Below are 18,902 nucleotides of genomic sequence, written 5' to 3'. Positions count from 1 at the left end.
TCGCCCCCAACATACCCGGGCCCGAAGCGGTCCCCGCGCGAGCACGCCCGCCGGTCCGGCCCCGGGGCTAGTCGATCGCCTTGATCAGCTCGCCGTTCGCCGTGTCACCGCTCAGCTCCCAGAAGAAGGTACCTCCCAGGCCCTGCCGGTTCTTGTACGTCATCTTCCCGGCGATCGTGGAGGGGGTGTCGTAGCTCCACCAGTCGCTGCCGCACTTGGCGTACGCGGTGCCCGCCACCGTGCCGTTCGCGGGGCACTTGGCCTTGAGGACCTTGTAGTCGTCGATGCCGTCCTCGTACGTGCCCTTCGCCGGGCCCGTGGCCGTGCCGCCCGGGGCGGACCGGGTCACGCCGGTCCAGCCGCGCCCGTAGAAGCCGATGCCCAGCAGCAGCTTGGACGGCGGGATCCCCAGCGACCTGAGCTTCCCGATCGTCGCCTCGCTGTCGAAGCCGGCCTTCGGGATGCCGTTGTACGAGCTCAGCGGCGAGTGGGGGGCCGTGGGGCCCTTCGCCTCCCAGGCCCCGAAGTAGTCGTACGTCATGGGGTTGTACCAGTCGACGTAGCGCGCCGCGCCCGCGTAGTCCACGGCGTCGATCTTCCCGCCGCTCGACGCGTCCGCGGTGATGGCGGCGGTGACGAGGTTGCGCGAGCCGAACTTCGCGCGCAGCGCGGCCATCACCTTGCCGAAGGCGTCGCGCCCGCTGGTGTCGCAGGTCAGGCCGCAGGCGTTCGGGTACTCCCAGTCGATGTCGATGCCGTCGAAGACATCGGCCCAGCGCGGGTCCTTGACCAGTCCGTAACAGGACTCGGCGAACGCGGCCGGGTTCCTGGCGGCCTCGCCGAAGCCGCCGGACCAGGTCCAGCCGCCGAAGGACCAGACCACCTTGAGGTTCGGGTGGAGCTTCTTCAGCTTGCGCAGCTGGTTGAAGTTGCCGCGCAGGGCGCCGTTGTCCCAGGTGTCGGCCTTGCCGTCGACGCTGCCGGCCGCGTCGTACGCCTTGTCGTAGTCGGCGTAGGCGTCGCCGATCGCGCACTTGCCGCCGGTGACGTTGCCGAAGGCGTAGTTGATGTGGGTGAGCTTGGCGGCCGAGCCGGAGGTCTCGATGTTCTTGACGTGGTAATTGCGCCCGTAGACGCCCCAGTTGGTGAAGTAGCCGACGACGTGGTGGCCGGCGGCGGTCTCGTCGGGGTCGGCGGTGGGGCCGGCCGAGGCGGTGCCCGTGAAGAGGGTCGTCGCGAGCATGGCGCCACCGGCGGCGAGGGCCGCGAGCAGCGTGCGGGGGCGGCGTCGGAAGGCGTCGGCGTGCGGTCGGGGCATGGTGTCTCCTCGGTGGGGTGGGGAGAGATGGGGGTGACCTGTCCACGTTTGCGTTGCTGCTTGGCATGGACGCGCTGAACGGTGGGGAAACCGTAGAAGGACTAGACCACTGGGGTCAATGGTTCGGACCAACTCCGTTCACCGGCCCGTCGACAAGGGCCCCACGAGCCTTCCGTGGCACGTCAGACCTCTGCGGCCACTTGTCAACCCGTGACGTCGAGCCGCCGATCGGGCATACTCCAACCCGCCACAGCCGCAGGTCATCCGGTGCCGCGACCCGGCACGGGATCATTGGCTGGGGCATCACCGACGGCGGCGCCACACCCTTGCGCGCCCGTCGCCGCAGCGCCCGACAGGGAGGAGAGCGCCGCCATGACCGACCACGGCCCGCAGCCGGTGGAGCGTCAGCTGCCCACCGAGGAGGCCCGCGATCTGATCGCGCTCGTACGAGATCTGGTGCAGCGGGAGATCGAACCCCGCGCCGCCGAGGAAGAGGACGCCGGGCACTTCCCGCGCGAGGTCTTCCGGTTGCTCTCCGCGTCCGGGCTGCTCGCCCTGCCGTACGCCGAGGAGTTCGGCGGCGGTGACCAGCCGTACGAGGTCTACCTCCAGGTCCTGGAGGAGCTCGCCGCGGCCCGCCTCACCGTCGGCCTCGGTGTCAGCGTGCACACCCTCGCCTGTCATGCCCTGGCCGGCTACGGCACCAAGGAACAGCAGGCCGCGCACCTGCCCGCGATGCTCGGCGGCGGACTGCTGGGCGCGTACTGCCTCTCCGAGCCGGCCGCCGGCTCCGACGCCGCCTCCCTGCGCACCCGCGCCACCCGCGACGGCGACACCTGGACCATCGAGGGCACCAAGGCGTGGATCACCCACGGCGGCGTCGCGGACTTCTACACCGTCCTCGCCCGCACCGGCGGTGAGGGCGCCCACGGCATCACCGCCTTCCTCGTGCCCGGCGACGCACCCGGCCTCACGCCGGCCCCGCCGGAGCGCAAGATGGGCATGAAGGGCTCGCCCACCGCCCAGCTGCACTTCGACGGCGTGCGGGTCCCCGACTTCCGCCGCATCGGCGACGAGGGCCAGGGCTTCGCCATCGCCCTGTCCGCGCTGGACTCCGGCCGCCTGGGCATCGCGGCCTGCGCCATCGGGATCGCCCAGGCCGCGCTCGACGAGGCGCTCGCCTTCCTCGCGGGCCGGCGCCAGTTCGGCCGCCCCCTCGCCGACTTCCAGGGCCTGCGCTTCATGCTCGCGGACATGGCCACGCAGATCGAGGCGGGCCGCGCGCTCTACCTCGCCGCGGCCCGGCTGCGCGACGCCGGTCTGCCGTTCTCCAAGCAGGCGGCCATGGCCAAGCTCTTCTGCACCGACGCCGCGATGAAGGTGACCACCGACGCCGTCCAGCTCCTCGGCGGCTACGGCTACACCGCCGACTTCCCCGCCGAGCGCTACATGCGCGAGGCCAAGGTGCTGCAGATCGTCGAGGGCACCAACCAGATCCAGCGCATGGTCGTCGCCCGCCACCTGGCGGGCCCCGAGTCCCGCTGACCGCCACGCGTGAACCGGGTCGTCCGACAGCCCGGTTCACGCCGGTGAAACTCGTTCGGGTGACGAGTCAGCAGGGATCCACGCGGCGGGTGGCTCAAGCGGGACGATGCCCGTATGAACGCCGGGCGGAGAACACCCCCTCTGGTCAGGTGCCCCCACTGCCGCCACCCGATGTGGTGGGACGTCACCTACCCCTACGCGCCGACGTGGTACTGCCCGACCTGTGTGCACCCCTCCGGGCGGCAGCGCAGCGAGTACGCCGCGCCGCCCCGGTGCCCCGAGGGGTGCGCGAGTGCGGTGATCCAGACCGGTGACGACGGCAGCCGGCAGTTCGTCTGCCACCGCAAATGAGGGCCACCGCGAGGAAGGCCACCGCGTGTGCGGAGCCGTCGGCGCCGGCTGTCCGCTCAAGCGTGCCGCATGCCCGGCACTCCCAGCGGGTGGGAGCCGGAACCACCGATGTGGGAGAACGGCTGGGTGCGCCAGTCCAGGCTCTCCGGCAGGGTGAGCAGCAGGGCCGTGTCGCAGTCGCGGGCGTCCAGCGACTCGTCGGCGGCGGCCGCCTCCTCCACGCCGCGTCCCGAGCCGGCGCAGACCGTGAGCCCGAAGGGGTTCCACGGCGACGGGCACAGGGCGTGCTCCGGGAGGACGTCCTCGTCCGGCAACAGCGCGATCGGACGCGCGCAGTCCGGGCACGTCACCCGGAACATCGAGGTGATGTCATAGGTCTCGTACGGACTGCCGTCGCCTTCATTGAGGCGTTCCAGGCTGGGCATATTCTTTCTCCCCCTCGGATGGGCCGGCCAGGCACCTCGGCCTCGGCCACAGCAAGCACTTCCCGCCTGTCGAGTCGGGTAATCGCCCTGGCCGCCAGGACACGGGCGCATAGGCGTGTTGTTCATCACATGGGTTGCGCGGGCGTTCGGGCCGTCGATAGTGCCCGGCCGACCGTGACGCAGTAGGTTGATCCGCGTGGAGGAGCTGGACAGAGAAATCGTGGAACTGCTCGTCAAGGACGGGCGGATGAGCTACACCGACCTGGGGAAGGCCACGGGCCTGTCCACCTCGGCGGTGCATCAGCGCGTGCGCCGGCTCGAACAGCGCGGTGTCATCCGGGGTTACGCGGCGGTGGTCGACCCCGAGGCCGTCGGCCTGCCGCTCACCGCGTTCATCTCGGTGAAGCCCTTCGACCCCAGCGCCCCCGACGACATCGCGGACCGGCTCGCCGAGATCCCCGAGATCGAGGCGTGCCACAGCGTCGCCGGCGACGAGAACTACATCCTGAAGGTCCGGGTGGCGACGCCGCTGGAGCTGGAGCACCTGCTCGCCCACATCCGGTCGCTGGCCGGGGTGTCGACCCGCACGACGATCGTGCTGTCGACGCCGTACGAGGCGCGGCCGCCGCGGGTGGGCTGACACCTTTCGGCCCGTCCGGCGAAGCGGCCCCGGTTACGGGAAGGGGCGGGCCAGGGGAGAGACTGACCCCATGAGTGAGCGCCCCGAACCGCACCAGGAACCCCGCACCGTGCTGCTGCGCCGCGGCGAGGTGCACAGCCCCGCCGACCCGTTCGCCACGGCCATGGTCGTCGAGCGCGGCCACGTCGCCTGGGTCGGCTCCGAAGGCGCCGCCGACTCCTTCGCCGACGGCGTGGACGAGGTCGTCGACCTCGACGGCGCGCTCGTCACCCCCGCGTTCACCGACGCACATGTGCACACGACCGCGACCGGCCTCGCGCTCACCGGTCTCGACCTCACCGGGGCCCGCACGCTCGCCGAGGCCCTGGAGCGCGTACGGGCGCACGCGGCCGCCCGGCCCGCCGACCGGGTCCTCCTCGGACACGGCTGGGACGCCAGCGCCTGGCCGGAGCGACGGCCCCCGTCCCGCCGTGAACTGGACGAGGCCGCCGGCGGCCGCGCGCTCTACCTCACTCGCGCCGACGTGCACTCCGCCGTCGTCACCACGGCCCTGCTCGACCTCGTCCCCGGCGTCCGCGACCTGGCCGGATTCGCGGCGGAGGCCCCGCTGACCGGCGACGCCCACCATGCCGTGCGCGCGGCCGCGCACGACGGCCTCACACCCACCCAGCGCCGCGAGGCCCAGACCGCGGCCCTCGACCGCGCCGCCTCCCTCGGCATCGGCTCCGTCCACGAGTGCGCCGGCCCGCAGATCTCCGGCACCGAGGACCTCGCCGGGCTGCTCGCCCTCGCGGCCGGCCGCCCCGGCCCCCGCGTCGTCGGCTACTGGGCGGAAGCCGTCGCATCCGCGAACGATGCCGAGCGCGTGCGGGAACTCGGCGCGATCGGCGCGGCCGGCGACCTCTTCGTCGACGGCTCCCTCGGCTCGCACACCGCCTGCCTGCACGAGCCCTACGCCGACGGCCCGCACGCCGGCCACACCGGCACCGCCCACCTCGACGCCGCCGCCATCGCCGCCCATGTCACCGCCTGCACCGAGGCGGGCCTCCAGGCCGGCTTCCACGCCATCGGGGACGCGGCGCTCACGGCCGTCGTCGAGGGCGTCCGGGCCGCCGCGGACAAGCTGGGCCTGGCCCGGGTCCGCGCCGCCCGGCACCGCGTCGAGCACGCCGAGATGCTCACGCCCGAGCACATCGCGGCGTTCGCCGAGTTCGCCCTCACCGCCTCCGTCCAGCCCGCCTTCGACGCCGCCTGGGGCGGCGACGACGCGCTGTACGCGCAGCGCCTGGGCGCCGAGCGGGCCCGCACCCTCAACCCGTACGCGGCCATGCTGCGCGCGGGCGTCCCGCTGGCCCTCGGCTCCGACAGCCCGGTCACCCCGCTCGATCCGTGGGGGACCGTTCGCGCGGCGGCCTTCCACCGCACGCCCGAGCACCGGATCTCGGTGCGCGCCGCCTTCACCGCGCACACGCGCGGCGGTTGGCGGGCCATCGGGCGCGACGACGCGGGTGTGCTGGTCCCGGGCGCGCCCGCCGACTACGCGGTCTGGGAGGCCGGCGACCTCGTCGTCCAGGTCCCGGACGACCGGGTCGCGAGCTGGTCGACGGACCCGCGCTCCGGCACGCCCGGCCTGCCCGACCTCATGCCCGGCGTCCCGCTGCCGGTGTGCCTGCGCACCGTGGTGGGCGGCCGCACCGTGCATGACCTGCGGGAGCGTCCGAACGAGTGACGTGACCCGCGTGGCGTACCGCCGAACGACGTGCCGTCGGCCTGTCGTCACCGGCGGTCACTCGCGGTACTGACCTGCTGATTTATGGCATATGCCCAGGTCGTGCCGGTGTTGACAGGGTGTGGTCGGCGGCGGGTAGGTTCTGCGGAGTCCACCACAGGACGTCCGGCCGGTGAATCTCCACACAGTCGTCGTACGCCGCTGGGCCGTGGGGCGGTGCGCCGGAGAGGGTGCGCCGCTCACTGGCAGCCAGGTTCAGCGCACGGGGGCGAGGGGGGTTCCGCCAGGCCGGCAGGTGCGACCCGGGTGGGGCCCGGATGTTCAGTAGACAACGGCTCTCGGTCGACCCGCAGCCAGCGGGTCCCAGGTCGGCCCGAAGGACGCCGGGCCCCCATTCGTCGGCACCGCGCTGAGCGGGATTCCCACCCAGGATCCGGGGTGTGTCCCGGGCGTTGTACGGTCGGCTCATCACCGCTCAGCTTCAGGAAGGCGCGACCGTGCCCCCGGGTCCCGAAACCACCGCCGACGCCATGGGCGGCGAAGCCGCAAACGGTAGAAGTGAAGCCGCAGACGGCAGGAGTGAAGCCGCAGACGGCAGGAGTGAAGCCGCAGATCAGCGGGCCGAAGCCGCGGACCGGACGGTTGACGCCGCACCTGAAGGGGACGCGGCCGCGGATCCGACGGCGGAGGCCGTCGCCGCCCCTCCGGCCCCCCGTCCCACCCGGCGCACCCGCCTCGCCCGGCTCGCCCGCCGCGAGGCGCCCCGCACCGGGCTCGCGGTCCTCGCCGGCCTGGCGCTCGCGCCGGCCTTCCCGCCCTACGACCTGTGGCCGCTGTCCGTCGTCGCCGTCGCCGCGCTCGGGCTGCTGACGCGCGGGCGCACGGCCCGGCAGGGTGCGTGGACGGGATTCGCCTTCGGGCTGCCGTTCTTCTTCGTGCTGCTGCGCTGGTTGCGGGTGGTGGGCTACGACGCCGTGGTCGGCCTGTCCGCCATCGAGGCGCTGTTCCTCGCCGTGCTGGGGGCGACCCTGGCCCTGACGTCGCGGCTGCGCGGGTGGCCGCTGTGGGGTGCCTGTCTGTGGGTCGCCGAGGAGCTGGCCCGTGACCGGCTGCCGTTCGGCGGCTTTCCGTGGGGGCGGTTGGCCTTCGCCAACACCGGCTCCCCGTTCACCCCGCTCGCGGCCCTCGGCGGCGCGCCCCTGGTCACCTTCGCCGTCGCCCTCTGCGGCGGCCTCCTCGCGTACGGCGCGGCCACCGCCGGGCGGCTGCGAGGGGTCCCCCGGCCCGCCGGCACCCTGCGGGCCGCGCTGCCCGGCGTGGAGGCCGTCGCGCTGGCCGTGGCCGTCGCCCTGGCCGGCTACGCCGTGCCCGTCCCCACGAAGGCCGACGACACCGTCGACGTCGCGCTCGTCCAGGGCAACGTCGAGAAGCCCGGCATGGACTTCCTCGGCCGCCCGATGATGGTCCTCGACAACCACGTCGACGCCACGCTCCAGCTGGCCCGGGACATCAAGGCGGGCCGGGCGGCCCGGCCCGACCTGGTGATCTGGCCGGAGAACTCCTCCGACCTCGACCCCTTCCAGTACCCGCAGGCGTACGACCGCATCCAGCAGGCGGTCAGGGCCGTGGGCGTCCCCGTCCTCGTCGGCGTGCTCGTCGACCACCCGGGGAAGAGCGGTTACGTCGACAACGACGGCGTCGTCTGGGACCCCAGGACGGGCCCCGGCGCCTCCTACACCAAGCAGCACCCCGTGCCCTTCGGCGAGTACGTGCCGTTCCGGGACCAGCTCAGCCAGGTCATCACCCGCCTCCAGCGCGTCCAGCGGGACTTCTACCCCGGCGACCACACCGGGGTGCTCCAGGTCGGCCCGGCGCGGCTCGGAGACGTCATCTGCTTCGAGGTGGCCTACGACGAGATCGTCCGTGACACCGTCAAGGCCGGTGCCCGCGCCCTCGTCGTACAGACCAACAACGCCACGTACGGCCGCACCGGCCAGCCGGAGCAGCAGCTGGCGATGTCCCGGCTGCGGGCCGTCGAGCACGGCCGGTCGGTGGTCACCGTCGCCACCAGCGGCATCAGCGCGGTGGTGGCGCCCGACGGGCGGGTGCTCGACCGGAGCGAGGAATTCACCCGTGATGTCATCGAGGCGCGCATCCCTCTGCGGGACGGCACCACCGTCGCCGACCGCACCGGTGCGGCGCCCGAATGGGCGCTCGCTATGGTGGGCCTTCTGTCCTGTGCGGCCGCGATCCTGATCGGCCGTCGGACGCGTACGGACCGGCCGAAGAAGAAGAGGCAGCAGTGAACGACGGTGGTCAGCGGAGATACGGGCCGCTCGGCACGACCTTGGTGATCATTCCGACCTACAACGAGGCGGAGAACATCAAGACCATCGTCGGCCGGGTGCGGTCGGCGGTGCCGGAGGCGCACGTTCTGGTCGCCGACGACAACAGCCCCGATGGCACCGGCAAGCTGGCCGACGAGCTCGCGGGCGAGGACGACCAGGTCAAGGTGCTGCACCGCAAGGGCAAGGAAGGGCTCGGCGCCGCCTACCTCGCGGGCTTCCGCTGGGGCCTGGACAACGGCTACGGCGTCCTGGTCGAGATGGACGCCGACGGCTCGCACCAGCCCGAGGAGCTGCCCCGCCTGCTCACCGCCCTCAAGGGCTCCGACCTGGTGCTGGGCTCGCGCTGGGTGCCCGGGGGCCGGGTCGTGAACTGGCCGAAGTCCCGCGAGATCCTCTCCCGCGGCGGCTCGACCTACTCCCGGCTGCTCCTCGACGTCCCGATCCGCGACGTCACCGGTGGCTTCCGTGCCTTCCGCCGGGAGACGCTGGAGGGCCTCGGCATGGAGGAGGTGGCCTCGCAGGGCTACTGCTTCCAGGTCGACCTGGCGTGGCGTGCGGTCAAGGCGGGCTTCCACGTCGTGGAGGTGCCCATCACCTTCGTCGAGCGCGAGCTGGGCGACAGCAAGATGAGCCGCGACATCGTCGCCGAGGCGCTGTGGCGGGTGACGTCCTGGGGCGTCGGCTCGCGGGTCGGCAAGGCGCTCGGCCGGGGCTGACCCCGCTCCCGCGTCCGGCCGCGGTCCAGGCACACTTGAGGCATGACGTTCGGAGCACCTCAGCAGACCGTGGACGGCCGGCCGGCGAAGCGCGGGCGGGCCCGCAGGCTCATCCCCCTGGGCGTGGCCGTCTGGGCCGTGCTGGAGATCTGGCTGCTGACCCTCGTCGCGGACGCGGCGGGCGGGCTGACCGTCCTGGCGCTGCTGGCGGGCGGCGTGCTGGTCGGCTCGTACGTGATCAAGCGGGCCGGGCGGCGCGCCTGGCAGCGGCTGGCGGGTTCCCTCCAGCCCGGCGCGGCCACGGCCGGGACGGCGCCCGAGGGCGGCGGCAACGGCCTGACGATGCTCGGCGGCCTGCTGATCATCCTACCGGGGCTGCTCTCCGACGCGGCCGGGCTGCTGTGCCTCTTCCCGCCCACCCGGGCGCTGCTGCGCAAGGGCCTGGAGCGGCGGCTGGGCCGCGCGGCGGCCCCCGGCACCCTCGGCGACGCCTTCCAGCAGGCCCGTATGCGGATGCCCGACGGCAAGGTCGTCCAGGGCGAGGTCGTCCCGGACGACGAGCCGCCGGCGCCGCGGCACGACGACCCGCAGCTGCCGCGCTGAGGCCCTGACGGGCCGCGCGGCGAAGCGCGAGGGAAGACGTACGAAAAGGGCCCGGGCCACTGCTGAAACGCAGTGGCCCGGGCCCTTGACGGTGCTCTCTCTATGCCGCCCTCAGGCGGACTTGCGGTTGTCCCGCGGATGCACGGCGATGTTCATGGCACCGGAGCGCAGGACGGCCAGCCGCTCGGCCAGCACCTCCTCCAGCTCCTCGCGGGTACGCCGCTCCATGAGCATGTCCCAGTGCGTACGCGCGGGCTTGCCCTTCTTCTCCTCAGGACCGTCGCCGTCCACGAGGAGTGCAACGGCGCCGCACGCCTTGCACTCCCACTCCGGCGGAATCTCCGCCTCTACCGAGAACGGCATCTCAAATCGATGCCCGTTCGGGCATGCGTACTCCACCGCCTGGCGCGGGGCCAGATCGATGCCGCGGTCGGTCTCGTAGCTGGTAACCACAAGTCGCGTGCCGCGGAGAGCTCGCTCACTCATGAATCGTGCCTCCCGGGCTTGGTCGCCCACAGGACAGGTGTCGCTGTCGTCGTCATCCGGTCAACGTCCGGTCGGCGGTGAAGATTCCCGTTGTAGGGACATGCGTCGCCCGTCGTGCCGCCCCTTGTTGTACCCACCAGCGCCCGTTTTGTCACATCTGGCAACGGATGTCACCCTGTGTTTCTGTCGGTTTAGCGCGCAGTAACGGTCCATCCGGTGGGTCGAAGGCGTACACTACCGGCCCGCCTGTCCCGTGCCTAAACCAGGTCCGGAACTTCGCGCGCCGCCGCCCCCACGGGAGCCGGCGCCGGGGTCGTCACCGGGACCGTCGCCGGGGTCTCCGCGGGCGTCGCGGCGGGCTCCTGGAGTGCGAAGAGACGCAGGAAGACCTGGGCCAGCGGCCCGATCGCCAGCGCGTAGAGCACCGTGCCCGCACCCACCGAGCCGCCCAGCGCGAAGCCCGTCGCCAGTACGGTCACCTCGATGCAGGTCCGCACCAGCCGCAGCGAGCGGCCCGTGCGCCGGTGCAGGCCGGTCATCAGGCCGTCGCGGGGACCCGGGCCGAACCGCGCCGAGATGTACAGGCCCGTCGCGGCCGCGCACAGCACGACCGCGAAGGCCAGCAGCGGGATCCGCAGCCACAGCGAGTGCGGCGCGGGGGTCAGGCCGAGGGTGGCGTCCATGGCCAGGCCGATCACCAGCACGTTGGAGACCGTGCCCAGTCCCGGGCGCTGCCGCAGCGGTATCCACAGCAGCAGCACCGCCGCGCCGATGATGATCGAGGCGGTGCCGATCGATATTCCCGTATGGCGCGCGACACCCTGGTTGAGGACGTCCCACGGCGCCAGCCCGAGCCCGGCCCGCAACTGCAGACCGGCACTCACCCCGTACAGCGCGAGCCCGACGTACAGCTGAAGCAGACGACGGGCGAGGCGCGACCCCCCTGATGCGGACAACGGATCCTCCTGAGCGAACGACTGAACGAAATATAGGCGGCAGGCCAGTGGTGCAAGTGGCCTGCCGCATGACAGTCTGTGGACTGGATCGCATAATGATCCATAGCCAATCCCGGGAAGGTGGACCGAAAAGATGAGTCAGTGGACCTCTTCGGTAGGAGCGCCAAAGCTGGCACAGCTCCTGGGCTCCCAGCACCGCCGCGACGGAGCCTCCGTCGTGACGCCCCTCGGCGGACGCCGGGCACCCGCCTACCGGTCCCTCGCGGACGGGATCCGGCTGCTGGTCCTGGAAGGCCGCGTTCCGGTCGCCGCCCGGCTGCCCGCCGAGCGCGAGCTCGCCGCCGCCCTCTCCGTCAGCCGTACGACCGTGGCCGCCGCCTACGAGGCGCTGCGCGGCGAGGGCTTCCTGGAGTCCCGGCGCGGCGCCGGCAGCTGGACCTCCATGCCCGCCGGGAACCCGCTGCCCACCCGCGGCCTCGACCCGCTGCCACCGGGGGCCGCCGGTTCGGTCATCGACCTCGGCTGCGCCGCGCTGCCGGCCCCCGAGCCGTGGCTGACCCGGGCCTTCCAGGGCGCCCTGGAGGAGCTGCCGCCCTACGCCCACACCCACGGCGACTTCCCCGCCGGGCTGCCCGCCCTGCGCCAGGCCATCGCCGACCGCTACACCGCGCGCGGCATCCCGACCATGCCCGAGCAGATCATGGTGACCACCGGAGCCATGGGCGCCGTCGCCGCCATCTGCCACCTCATGGCCGGCCGCGGCGAGCGCGTCGCCGTCGAGTCGCCCTCGTACGCCAACGTCCTCCAGCTCATGCGCGAGGCCGGTGCCCGGCTGGTGCCCGTCGCGATGGCCGACCGGCTCGCCGGCTGGGACCTCGCCGCCTGGCGCCAGGTGCTGCGCGACGCCGCGCCCCGCATGGCCTACGTCATCGCCGACTTCCACAACCCGACGGGCTCCCTCGCCCCCGAGGAGCAGCGCCGCGAGCTCGTCGAGGCGGTCCGGGCGGCGGGGACCGTGCTCATCGCCGACGAGACGATGACCGACCTGCGCCTGGACCCGGACGTGGAGATGCCGCGGCCCGTCTGCGCCTTCGACCCGGCCGGCAGCACCGTCGTCACCGTCGGGTCGGCCAGCAAGTCGTTCTGGGCCGGCATGCGGATCGGCTGGGTACGGGCCGCCCCCGACATCATCCGCAGCCTCGTCGCGGCCCGCGCCTACGCCGACCTCGGCACCCCCGTGGTCGAACAGCTCGCCGTCACCTGGCTGCTGACCACCGAGGGCTGGGACTCCGCCGGTGACATACGGCGTTCCACCACGCGGGAGAACCGTGACGCGCTGGTCGACGCGGTCCGACGGCACCTGCCCGACTGGGAGTTCACGGTTCCGCACGGCGGTCTGACCCTGTGGGTGCGCACCGGAGGGCTCTCCGGGTCGCGGATCGCGGAGGCGGGGGAGCGGCTCGGGGTGCGGGTGCCGTCCGGGCCGCGGTTCGGGGTGGACGGCGCCTTCGAGGGCTTCGTCCGGCTGCCGTTCACGGTCACCGGGGCGGTCGCCGACCAGGCCGCGAGCCGGCTGGCCGAGGCCGCCCACCTGGTCGCCAGCGGTGCGACCGCGGCCGTGGAGACGCCCCGGACGTACGTGGCCTGACCCGCCGTGGCCTGTCCGGCGGGTCATGCGAGCGGGCGGCTGCGGGCCGTGTCGTGCGCAGCACCGCTGCGCGGTGGTGTCCTCAATCGCCGGACAGGCTGAAAGTGGCTGAGCTCAGCCGCAAATCAAGCCCGTCCGGCGTTTGAGGACGCGCCCGCAGGGCGCCCGCCGCCGCAGGCGGCAAAGACGGCCCGCAGCCGAAGAGCCACCGGACACCGCCTAGGTGGCCTGAACGGGCAGCACGCCCTCGTCCCCGGTGTGCCCCCGGTCGGCGGCCTCGGACCCGTACGGCACCGGGACCGACGGCTCGGGCAGCAGCTCCAGCACCGCCTGCCGCTGCGTCTCGGCCGTGTCCTCGTCGTACGGGTCCGGCGTGGCCGGCACCTGCACGCGGTGCACGGGGCCCGAGCCCAGCCGCGCGTAACCCCGCCCCGGCGGCACGTCCGGGGGCGGGGTGGTGGGCGGCGGGGCGCCGAGAGCGGCCCGTACCTGCTCGGGGGTGACCACGCCGAGGACCACACGGGCACCGGTGTGCGTGAGGAGGGTCTCGTCGAGCTGTCCTGAGTTCTCCAGGTGTTCGGCGACGACGACCGTGACGTTGGCGGCCCGCCCGTGGCGCAGCGGCACGTCCAGCAGCCGCTGCGGATCGGGCCGCCCCTCGCCGGCGGCGGCATGGCTCAGGGCGGCGGGCCGGTCGAGGACCACCCACAGCGGGCGGCGGGTGTCGTGCGGAGCGGGTCGTCCCAACTGGCGGGCGTGGCCGGCGGCCAGGATGCGCCGCTCGGTCTCGTGGGAGACCCACTCCAGCGTGGAGAGGGCGCCCGCGGGCGAGGTCTCCACGGCCAGCACCCCCTCCCGGCCCAGGAGGCTGGCGTACTCGCCCGTGCCACCGCCGTCGATCAGCAGGACGTCGCCGTGGGGGAGCGCCTGGAGCGCGATCGAGCGCAGCAGCGTCGTGGTGCCGCCGGAGGGCCGCCCCAGGGCCAGCAGGTGCGGTTCGGTGGAGCGCTGGCCCGTCCGCCACAGGACGGGCCGCTCGTCGCGGATCCCCGCGTCGTCGGCCAGCGGCAGGGTCCGCTGGACGAGGAAGTCGTCGGTGAAGCCGAGGACGATCTCGCCGGGCACGGTCACGAACCGCTGGGCGTCGATGTCGGTCGGCAGCGGGGGCAGCACGCTCACGGTGAGGTGGTTGGCCTCCTGGTCCCACTCGAACCGGTACTCCCGTCCCCGGCCGGTCTTGGCCTGGAGCAACTGCTCGATCCGGGAACGCGACCGGGCCTCGCCGTCGGTGAAGTAGGCGGGGTAGCGCAGCTGGAGCGACACCGGCCGCCCGGTGTCGTCGAAGGCGTGCTCGGTGAACGCCCGCCGCCAGTCGCCCCCGTGCGCGTACAGCGGGTCGGGGTCCTCGGGCACCGAGAGGTACGGCACCAGGGCCTCGTACAGCACCTGGAGGCGCTCGTTGCCCTCTTCCGTCCGGACCACGGCGTCCGAGGAGCGCTCCCGCCGGCCGGCCCAGGCCGCCGCCATCATCAGCGCGATCGTGCCGAGCGCCGGCCCATAGGGAACGAGCGCCACGATGACCGTGGACGAGACCACCAGCATCACCGTGGGCCCGCGCCGGTCCCCGGGCATCCGCAGCCAGTGACGCCATCCCGCGACGGCCAGGGCGCGCAGTCCCCGCGCGATGGTGATCAGCGGATGGAGCACGTCGGCGGCGTTGTCGGCGGCGGAGCGCGCGAGCTCGCGCCCGCGGGAGAGGGGAGTGCTGACGGTCAGGCTGCTGGGGAGCGCTCGCCGGCCCACGTCGGTCTCCTGTGTCGGTGCGGACGGTGGGGGCCGGTCAGAACTTGAGGCCGCCCAGCAGCCCGGCGAGGCTCGCGCTGCCCGCCTTGATGCTCGGGGCGATGGCCGTGCTCGACAGGTAGAAGCCGAACAGGGCGCAGACGAGGCCGTGGGAAAGCTTGAGGCCGTCCTTGCGGAAGAACAGGAAGGCGACGATTCCGAACAGCACGACGCCGGAGATGGACAGGATCATGACGTTCTCCTGAGTGGTCGGGGACGCTCACCACGCGTTCCTCAAGACTCACAGAAAGTATTAATAAGGCAAAAGCAAGCTTTGACGCGCGAAAGTTTCGAATCGCATGATCATCGAGGGGAGGTGCTGTAAGGGCGAAAAGGGCGAACCGCTTGAACACGGGCGAAAGCCGCCCTTCGGTGATCGCCGCCCCCACACGGCAGCGCGTGCCGGCCCCCGCCGGACCCGTCCTGGATTCACCCGTACGGGCGCGTCCGCATCCCGCCGGACCGGGCGACTCGCGGGAGAGATGCCCATGATCTTCGCGTGCGCGGCCGTACGTAGGGTAGGGCAGCACTCACGTGACGAAACCCCCGCCAGGCGTTGAACCCGGAGGACCGCAGCCCATGACCGAGCCGACCCCCGAGCCCGAGCCCGCACACGACCCCGAGGTGCTCCAGCTCGCCGCCAAGGTCTTCGACCTGGCACGACACGGCGACACCGACACCCTCGCCGCCTACGTGGACGCCGGCGTGCCGGTGAACCTCACCAACGACCGGGGCGACACGCTCATCATGCTGGCCGCCTACCACGGCCATCTCGACGCCGTCCTGGCCCTGCTCCGGCGCGAGGCCGACCCCAACCGCCCCAACGACCGCGGCCAGACACCGCTCGCCGGGGCCGTCTTCAAGGGCGAGGACGAGATCGTCCGCACCCTGCTCGCGCACGGCGCCGACCCGTCCGCGGGGACGCCCTCGGCGATCGAGGCGGCCGGGGTCTTCGGCCGCGAGGACCTGCTGGAGCTCTTCCGGGGCGAGTGATCCGGGGCGCGCGGCCCGCCTCCCCTCCCGCCACGGGAACGGAAAGCGGGCCGCGCGAGGGCCGGGAACGGGCGGCGGCTTACAAAGTTCTTAGAACCGCCGACTATCAACTCCTCATGCACACCTTCACTTCCTGCCGCACCGCCCGCACCGTCCGCGCCGCCGCGGTCGCGCTGGCTGTCACCCTCCCGTGTGTCTCCCTCGCCGCACCCGCCCACGCCGGTCCGCGCCCCGCCCGGACCGCCGAGGTGCACGGCCGGCTCGTCGACATCGCCGTCCGGGGCGGTACGGCCACCGTCGACACCTCCTCGCTGCGCGTGAGCGCCCGCACCGGCCACGGCACCGTCGAGCTGTCGGCCCCGGCGGCCGCCGCGCCCGGCACCCCCGGGCCCGTGAGCGTCACCCGCGACGGCGCCCGCTGGACGTATCCCGACAGCGGACTGACCGTCACCGCCCGCGCCGAGCGGGGCCGGCTCCTGATGTCCGTCACGGCGGGCGGCGCCGCCGACCGCACCCTGTCCTGGCCCGTCACCGGCACCGACCGCGCCTCCTCCGCCCTCCAGCTGCCGCGCGGCGAGGGACTCTCCCTGCCCGTCGCCGACACCTTCTGGAACTCCGCCGACGCCGGACTCACCGACAGCGACCTCGACCTGAGCTCGGCGATGTCCATGCCGCTGTGGGGCTACAGCATGGGACGCCAGGGCGTCGGCTACATCGTTCCCACCGACATCGGCACCTCCCTGCGGGTGACCTCCGACCACGGGCGGCTGCGCACCACCGCCACCCACCGCTTCTCCCGCGCCGGGGGCACCACCGACTACACCGTCGCCTTCAGCCTCACCGACGGCTCGCCCGTGGCCCCCGCCGCCGACTACCGCGCCTGGCTGAAGGAGCACGGACAGCTCGGCAGCCTGCGCGCCAAGACGGTGGCCTCGCCCGCCACCGGCAAGCTCCTCGGCGCCTTCCACGCCTACCTGTGGGGCGACGCCCGCACGGCCGAGGGCATCGGCAAGCTGCGCACGCTCGGCGTCGACCGGATGTGGCTCGGCTACGACGCCGACGACAAGCCCATGGACGCCGCCGCCGTCACCGCCGCCAAGCGGGCCGGCTACCTCGTCGGCCCGTACGACTCCTTCGCCAACGGCCAGGACCCCGCGACCTCCGACGCGCCCACCTCCGTCTGGCCCGACAAGGTCCACCCGGACTTCTGCGTCGAGGGCGCCGACGGCAAGCCGGTGCCCGGCTTCCACGACCGCGGCTGCTACCTCAGCTCCGAGGCGTTCGAGAAGGCCGAGCCCACCCGCCACTACCTCGCCGACCGCACCCGGAAGATGACCGCCAACGGCGCCGACAGCTACTTCCTCGACGTCGACGCCGCCGGCGAGCTCTTCCGCGACCACAGCGCCGCCCACCCCATGGACGAAGCCCGCGACCGCGCCAACCGGCTCGCCCGGATGAAGCGCCTGACCGACCGCGGCCTGGTGCTCGGCTCGGAGTCCGCCGGCGCCTGGTCCAACCAGGTCCTCGCCTTCGACCACGGCTCGGGCACCCCGGTGGCCGACGGCCTCTGGAAGGCCCAGAAGGACAAGGAGAAGTGGGGCGGCTACGCCCCCGCCAAGGCGCCCGGCATCTTCTTCAAGCCCGCCGAGCTCCCCGCGCCCGTGGCCAAGGCGATGTACGACCCGGCCTACCGCGTCCCGCTGTACGAGACCGCGCTGCACGACTCCGTGGTCAACACCGAGCGCTGGGAGCTGTCCTACGACAAGCTGCCGCGGCAGAAGACCGACCGCGCGCTGCTGGCGATGCTCTACAACACCCCGCTCAACTTCGTCCTCGACGGCGACTCGATCGAGAGCCGGGGATCCGAACTGGCGGCGCTCCAGAAGTACTTCAAGCCCCTCCACGAGGCGGCCGGCGCCGAGGCCATGACCGACTTCCGCACGCTGACCGCCGACCGCACGGTACAGCGCACGGTCTTCGGCGACGGCACGCTCACGGTCACGGCGAACTTCGGCTCCGGCGCGTACAAGGGCCTGCCGGGCGGCTGCGTGGACGCGAAACTGAAGGGCGACAAGGAACCGCGCCGCCTGTGCCCGGCTGACGTCAACCGGTAGACCATCGCCGGGCGGGCCGAGGGCCCGGCCCGTCCGGCGATGCCCCGCGGAACGGGCGGGTCAGTCCGGAACCCCTCCGGCCAGCACCGTCTCCACCGTGTCCGCCTCCTCCGCCGTCTTGTCCTCCCGGTACCGCAGCACGCGCGCGAACCGCAGCGTGACCCCCGCCGGATACCGCGTCGACCGCTGCAACCCGTCGTACGCGATCTCCACCACCAGCTCCGGCCGCACCGTCACCACGAAACCGTCGTCGCCGACGGCCAGCTCGCGCAGGCGCTCCGTCTGCCACGCCAGCACCGCGTCCGTCAGCCCCTTGAACGTCTTGCCGAGCATCGCGAACGAGCCGTCCGGGCGCCGCGCCCCCAGATGGAGATTGGACAGCTTGCCGGTCCGGCGGCCGTGCCCCCACTCCGCCGCCAGCACCACCAGGTCCAGCGTGTGCACCGGTTTGACCTTCAGCCAGGACGCGCCGCGCCGGCCCGCGCTGTACGGGGCGTCGAGGGACTTGACCACCACGCCCTCGTGGCCGCGCCGCAGCACCGCCTCCGCGAAGTCCCGCGCCGCCGCCCGGGCACCCTCGTCCGCCGGGTCGGCGACCACCAGCCGGCGTACGCGCAGCGGTTCCGGCACCACGCGGGCCAGCTCCGCGTGACGCTCGGTCACCGGGAGCGCGAGCAGGTCGCGGTCGTCCACGGTCAGCAGGTCGAAGAAGACCGGTGACAGCGGCACCGTCACCGCCGCCTCCGCCACGTCCAGCCGGGAGCCGACCCGGCCCGCGATCTCCTGGAACGGGCGCGGGCGGCCCGCCTCGTCCAGGGCGATGACCTCACCGTCCAGCACGGCCCGCGTCACCGGCAGCTCCCGCGCCACCCGGGCCAGTTCCGGCAGCCGCTCGGTGATCTCCTCCAGCTTCCGGGTCCAGACCCGGACCACCTCGCCGTCGCGGTGCACCTGCACCCGGATCCCGTCGAGCTTCTCCTCCACCGCGCACGGCCCCAGCCGGTCCAGCGCCTCCTCGACGTCCTTGGCCGTGTGGGCCAGCATCGGCTGCACCGGCCGCCCCACCTCCAGCCGGAACCCGGCCAGCGCCTCCGGGCCCCGGGCCAGCAGCTCCCGGGCGACCGCGCCGAGCGAGCCGCCCAGCATCACCGCCCGCCGTACGCCGGCCGGGTCCGCGCCCGCCGCGGC

General features: G+C 73.2%; 17 protein-coding genes. 10 read left to right on the top strand and 7 right to left on the bottom strand.

All coding sequences use genetic code 11. The annotated features are described in order from the left end of the window. Positions 1-67: 67 nt before the first annotated feature. Positions 68-1,318 carry a glycoside hydrolase family 18 protein gene (locus J7E86_RS01125; protein WP_215078787.1) on the bottom strand — a complete coding sequence of 417 codons (1,251 nt, stop codon included), beginning with the start codon at positions 1,316-1,318 and terminating at the stop codon, positions 68-70. Positions 1,319-1,690: 372 nt separating this feature from the next. On the opposite strand from J7E86_RS01125, the gene J7E86_RS01120 reads away from it, so the two are divergent. After that, positions 1,691-2,863 (top strand): acyl-CoA dehydrogenase family protein, encoded by a 1,173-nt coding sequence (locus J7E86_RS01120; protein WP_215078785.1) that lies wholly within the window; start codon positions 1,691-1,693, stop codon positions 2,861-2,863. Between the two features lie 114 nt (positions 2,864-2,977). Further along, a complete protein-coding gene (locus tag J7E86_RS01115) occupies positions 2,978-3,214 on the top strand; it encodes a hypothetical protein (RefSeq protein WP_215078783.1) in 237 nt (78 codons plus the stop codon). Positions 3,215-3,270: 56 nt separating this feature from the next. Here J7E86_RS01115 and J7E86_RS01110 read toward each other — a convergent pair whose 3' ends face one another. Continuing rightward, positions 3,271-3,639, bottom strand: coding sequence for a hypothetical protein (locus J7E86_RS01110; RefSeq protein WP_215078781.1), 369 nt, complete (start codon positions 3,637-3,639; stop codon positions 3,271-3,273). 196 nt (positions 3,640-3,835) lie between these two features. Between J7E86_RS01110 and J7E86_RS01105 the strand changes: the two genes are divergently transcribed. From J7E86_RS01105 to fxsA, 5 genes are all read left to right on the top strand, one after another. Continuing rightward, positions 3,836-4,279, top strand: a complete 444-nt coding sequence (locus J7E86_RS01105; protein ID WP_087929064.1) for an Lrp/AsnC family transcriptional regulator — start codon at positions 3,836-3,838, stop codon at positions 4,277-4,279. Between the two features lie 70 nt (positions 4,280-4,349). Continuing rightward, complete coding sequence (locus J7E86_RS01100) at positions 4,350-6,008, top strand: amidohydrolase (RefSeq protein ID WP_215078780.1); 1,659 nt, start codon at positions 4,350-4,352, stop codon at positions 6,006-6,008. Between the two features lie 530 nt (positions 6,009-6,538). After that, entirely contained in the window at positions 6,539-8,314 is a 1,776-nt protein-coding gene (lnt, locus tag J7E86_RS01095) for an apolipoprotein N-acyltransferase (protein WP_215078883.1), read from the top strand. Then, positions 8,311-9,072: a polyprenol monophosphomannose synthase gene (locus J7E86_RS01090; protein ID WP_215078778.1), complete on the top strand. Its 762-nt coding sequence runs from the start codon at positions 8,311-8,313 to the stop codon at positions 9,070-9,072. The genes lnt and J7E86_RS01090 overlap by 4 nt, the downstream gene beginning before the upstream one ends. A 42-nt stretch (positions 9,073-9,114) precedes the next feature. Continuing rightward, entirely contained in the window at positions 9,115-9,675 is a 561-nt protein-coding gene (fxsA, locus tag J7E86_RS01085; protein ID WP_215078776.1) for an FxsA family membrane protein, read from the top strand. Between the two features lie 111 nt (positions 9,676-9,786). Here the strand turns inward: fxsA and J7E86_RS01080 are convergent, their stop codons facing one another. Together J7E86_RS01080 and J7E86_RS01075 are read right to left on the bottom strand one after the other, a co-directional pair. Next, the gene (locus J7E86_RS01080; RefSeq protein WP_087929069.1) at positions 9,787-10,161 is read right to left on the bottom strand and encodes an RNA polymerase-binding protein RbpA; all 375 of its coding nucleotides are present in this window, start codon (positions 10,159-10,161) and stop codon (positions 9,787-9,789) included. Between the two features lie 257 nt (positions 10,162-10,418). Beyond that, complete coding sequence (locus J7E86_RS01075) at positions 10,419-11,117, bottom strand: YitT family protein (RefSeq protein WP_215078774.1); 699 nt, start codon at positions 11,115-11,117, stop codon at positions 10,419-10,421. A gap of 133 nt (positions 11,118-11,250) precedes the next feature. Between J7E86_RS01075 and J7E86_RS01070 the strand changes: the two genes are divergently transcribed. Further along, complete coding sequence (locus J7E86_RS01070) at positions 11,251-12,765, top strand: PLP-dependent aminotransferase family protein (RefSeq protein ID WP_215078772.1); 1,515 nt, start codon at positions 11,251-11,253, stop codon at positions 12,763-12,765. A gap of 219 nt (positions 12,766-12,984) precedes the next feature. On the opposite strand, the gene J7E86_RS01065 is transcribed toward J7E86_RS01070, so the two are convergent. Beyond that, complete coding sequence (locus tag J7E86_RS01065) at positions 12,985-14,568, bottom strand: hypothetical protein (protein WP_215078770.1); 1,584 nt, start codon at positions 14,566-14,568, stop codon at positions 12,985-12,987. Between the two features lie 37 nt (positions 14,569-14,605). Beyond that, positions 14,606-14,800, bottom strand: coding sequence for a hypothetical protein (locus tag J7E86_RS01060; protein WP_215078768.1), 195 nt, complete (start codon positions 14,798-14,800; stop codon positions 14,606-14,608). Positions 14,801-15,186: 386 nt separating this feature from the next. Here J7E86_RS01060 and J7E86_RS01055 point away from each other — a divergent pair, with 386 nt between their 5' ends. Together J7E86_RS01055 and J7E86_RS01050 are read left to right on the top strand one after the other, a co-directional pair. Further along, the gene (locus tag J7E86_RS01055; RefSeq protein ID WP_215078765.1) at positions 15,187-15,600 is read left to right on the top strand and encodes an ankyrin repeat domain-containing protein; all 414 of its coding nucleotides are present in this window, start codon (positions 15,187-15,189) and stop codon (positions 15,598-15,600) included. 116 nt (positions 15,601-15,716) lie between these two features. Continuing rightward, positions 15,717-17,714, top strand: a complete 1,998-nt coding sequence (locus J7E86_RS01050; RefSeq protein WP_215078763.1) for a glycoside hydrolase — start codon at positions 15,717-15,719, stop codon at positions 17,712-17,714. A 60-nt stretch (positions 17,715-17,774) separates the two neighbouring features. On the opposite strand, the gene J7E86_RS01045 is transcribed toward J7E86_RS01050, so the two are convergent. Next, on the bottom strand, positions 17,775-18,902 hold a 1,128-nt coding region (locus J7E86_RS01045; RefSeq protein ID WP_215078761.1), incomplete at its 5' end, for an ATP-dependent DNA ligase.

Source organism: Streptomyces sp. ISL-11 (genome assembly GCF_018614525.1).
Classification (GTDB): Bacteria; Actinomycetota; Actinomycetes; order Streptomycetales; family Streptomycetaceae; genus Streptomyces.
This window is presented reverse-complemented; position numbering and strand designations above follow the sequence as displayed.

What these genes read in the sequence shown, in the direction of transcription:
- J7E86_RS01060 (WP_215078768.1), bottom strand. Translation starts at nt 14,800, where the DNA reads ATGATCCTGTCCATCTCCGGCGTCGTGCTGTTCGGAATCGTCGCCTTC.
- J7E86_RS01110 (WP_215078781.1), bottom strand. Translation starts at nt 3,639, where the DNA reads ATGCCCAGCCTGGAACGCCTCAATGAAGGCGACGGCAGTCCGTACGAG.
- J7E86_RS01080 (WP_087929069.1), bottom strand. Translation starts at nt 10,161, where the DNA reads ATGAGTGAGCGAGCTCTCCGCGGCACGCGACTTGTGGTTACCAGCTAC.
- lnt (WP_215078883.1), top strand. Translation starts at nt 6,539, where the DNA reads ATGGGCGGCGAAGCCGCAAACGGTAGAAGTGAAGCCGCAGACGGCAGG.
- fxsA (WP_215078776.1), top strand. Translation starts at nt 9,115, where the DNA reads ATGACGTTCGGAGCACCTCAGCAGACCGTGGACGGCCGGCCGGCGAAG.
- J7E86_RS01055 (WP_215078765.1), top strand. Translation starts at nt 15,187, where the DNA reads ATGACCGAGCCGACCCCCGAGCCCGAGCCCGCACACGACCCCGAGGTG.
- J7E86_RS01100 (WP_215078780.1), top strand. Translation starts at nt 4,350, where the DNA reads ATGAGTGAGCGCCCCGAACCGCACCAGGAACCCCGCACCGTGCTGCTG.
- J7E86_RS01070 (WP_215078772.1), top strand. Translation starts at nt 11,251, where the DNA reads ATGAGTCAGTGGACCTCTTCGGTAGGAGCGCCAAAGCTGGCACAGCTC.
- J7E86_RS01120 (WP_215078785.1), top strand. Translation starts at nt 1,691, where the DNA reads ATGACCGACCACGGCCCGCAGCCGGTGGAGCGTCAGCTGCCCACCGAG.
- J7E86_RS01115 (WP_215078783.1), top strand. Translation starts at nt 2,978, where the DNA reads ATGAACGCCGGGCGGAGAACACCCCCTCTGGTCAGGTGCCCCCACTGC.
- J7E86_RS01125 (WP_215078787.1), bottom strand. Translation starts at nt 1,318, where the DNA reads ATGCCCCGACCGCACGCCGACGCCTTCCGACGCCGCCCCCGCACGCTG.
- J7E86_RS01050 (WP_215078763.1), top strand. Translation starts at nt 15,717, where the DNA reads ATGCACACCTTCACTTCCTGCCGCACCGCCCGCACCGTCCGCGCCGCC.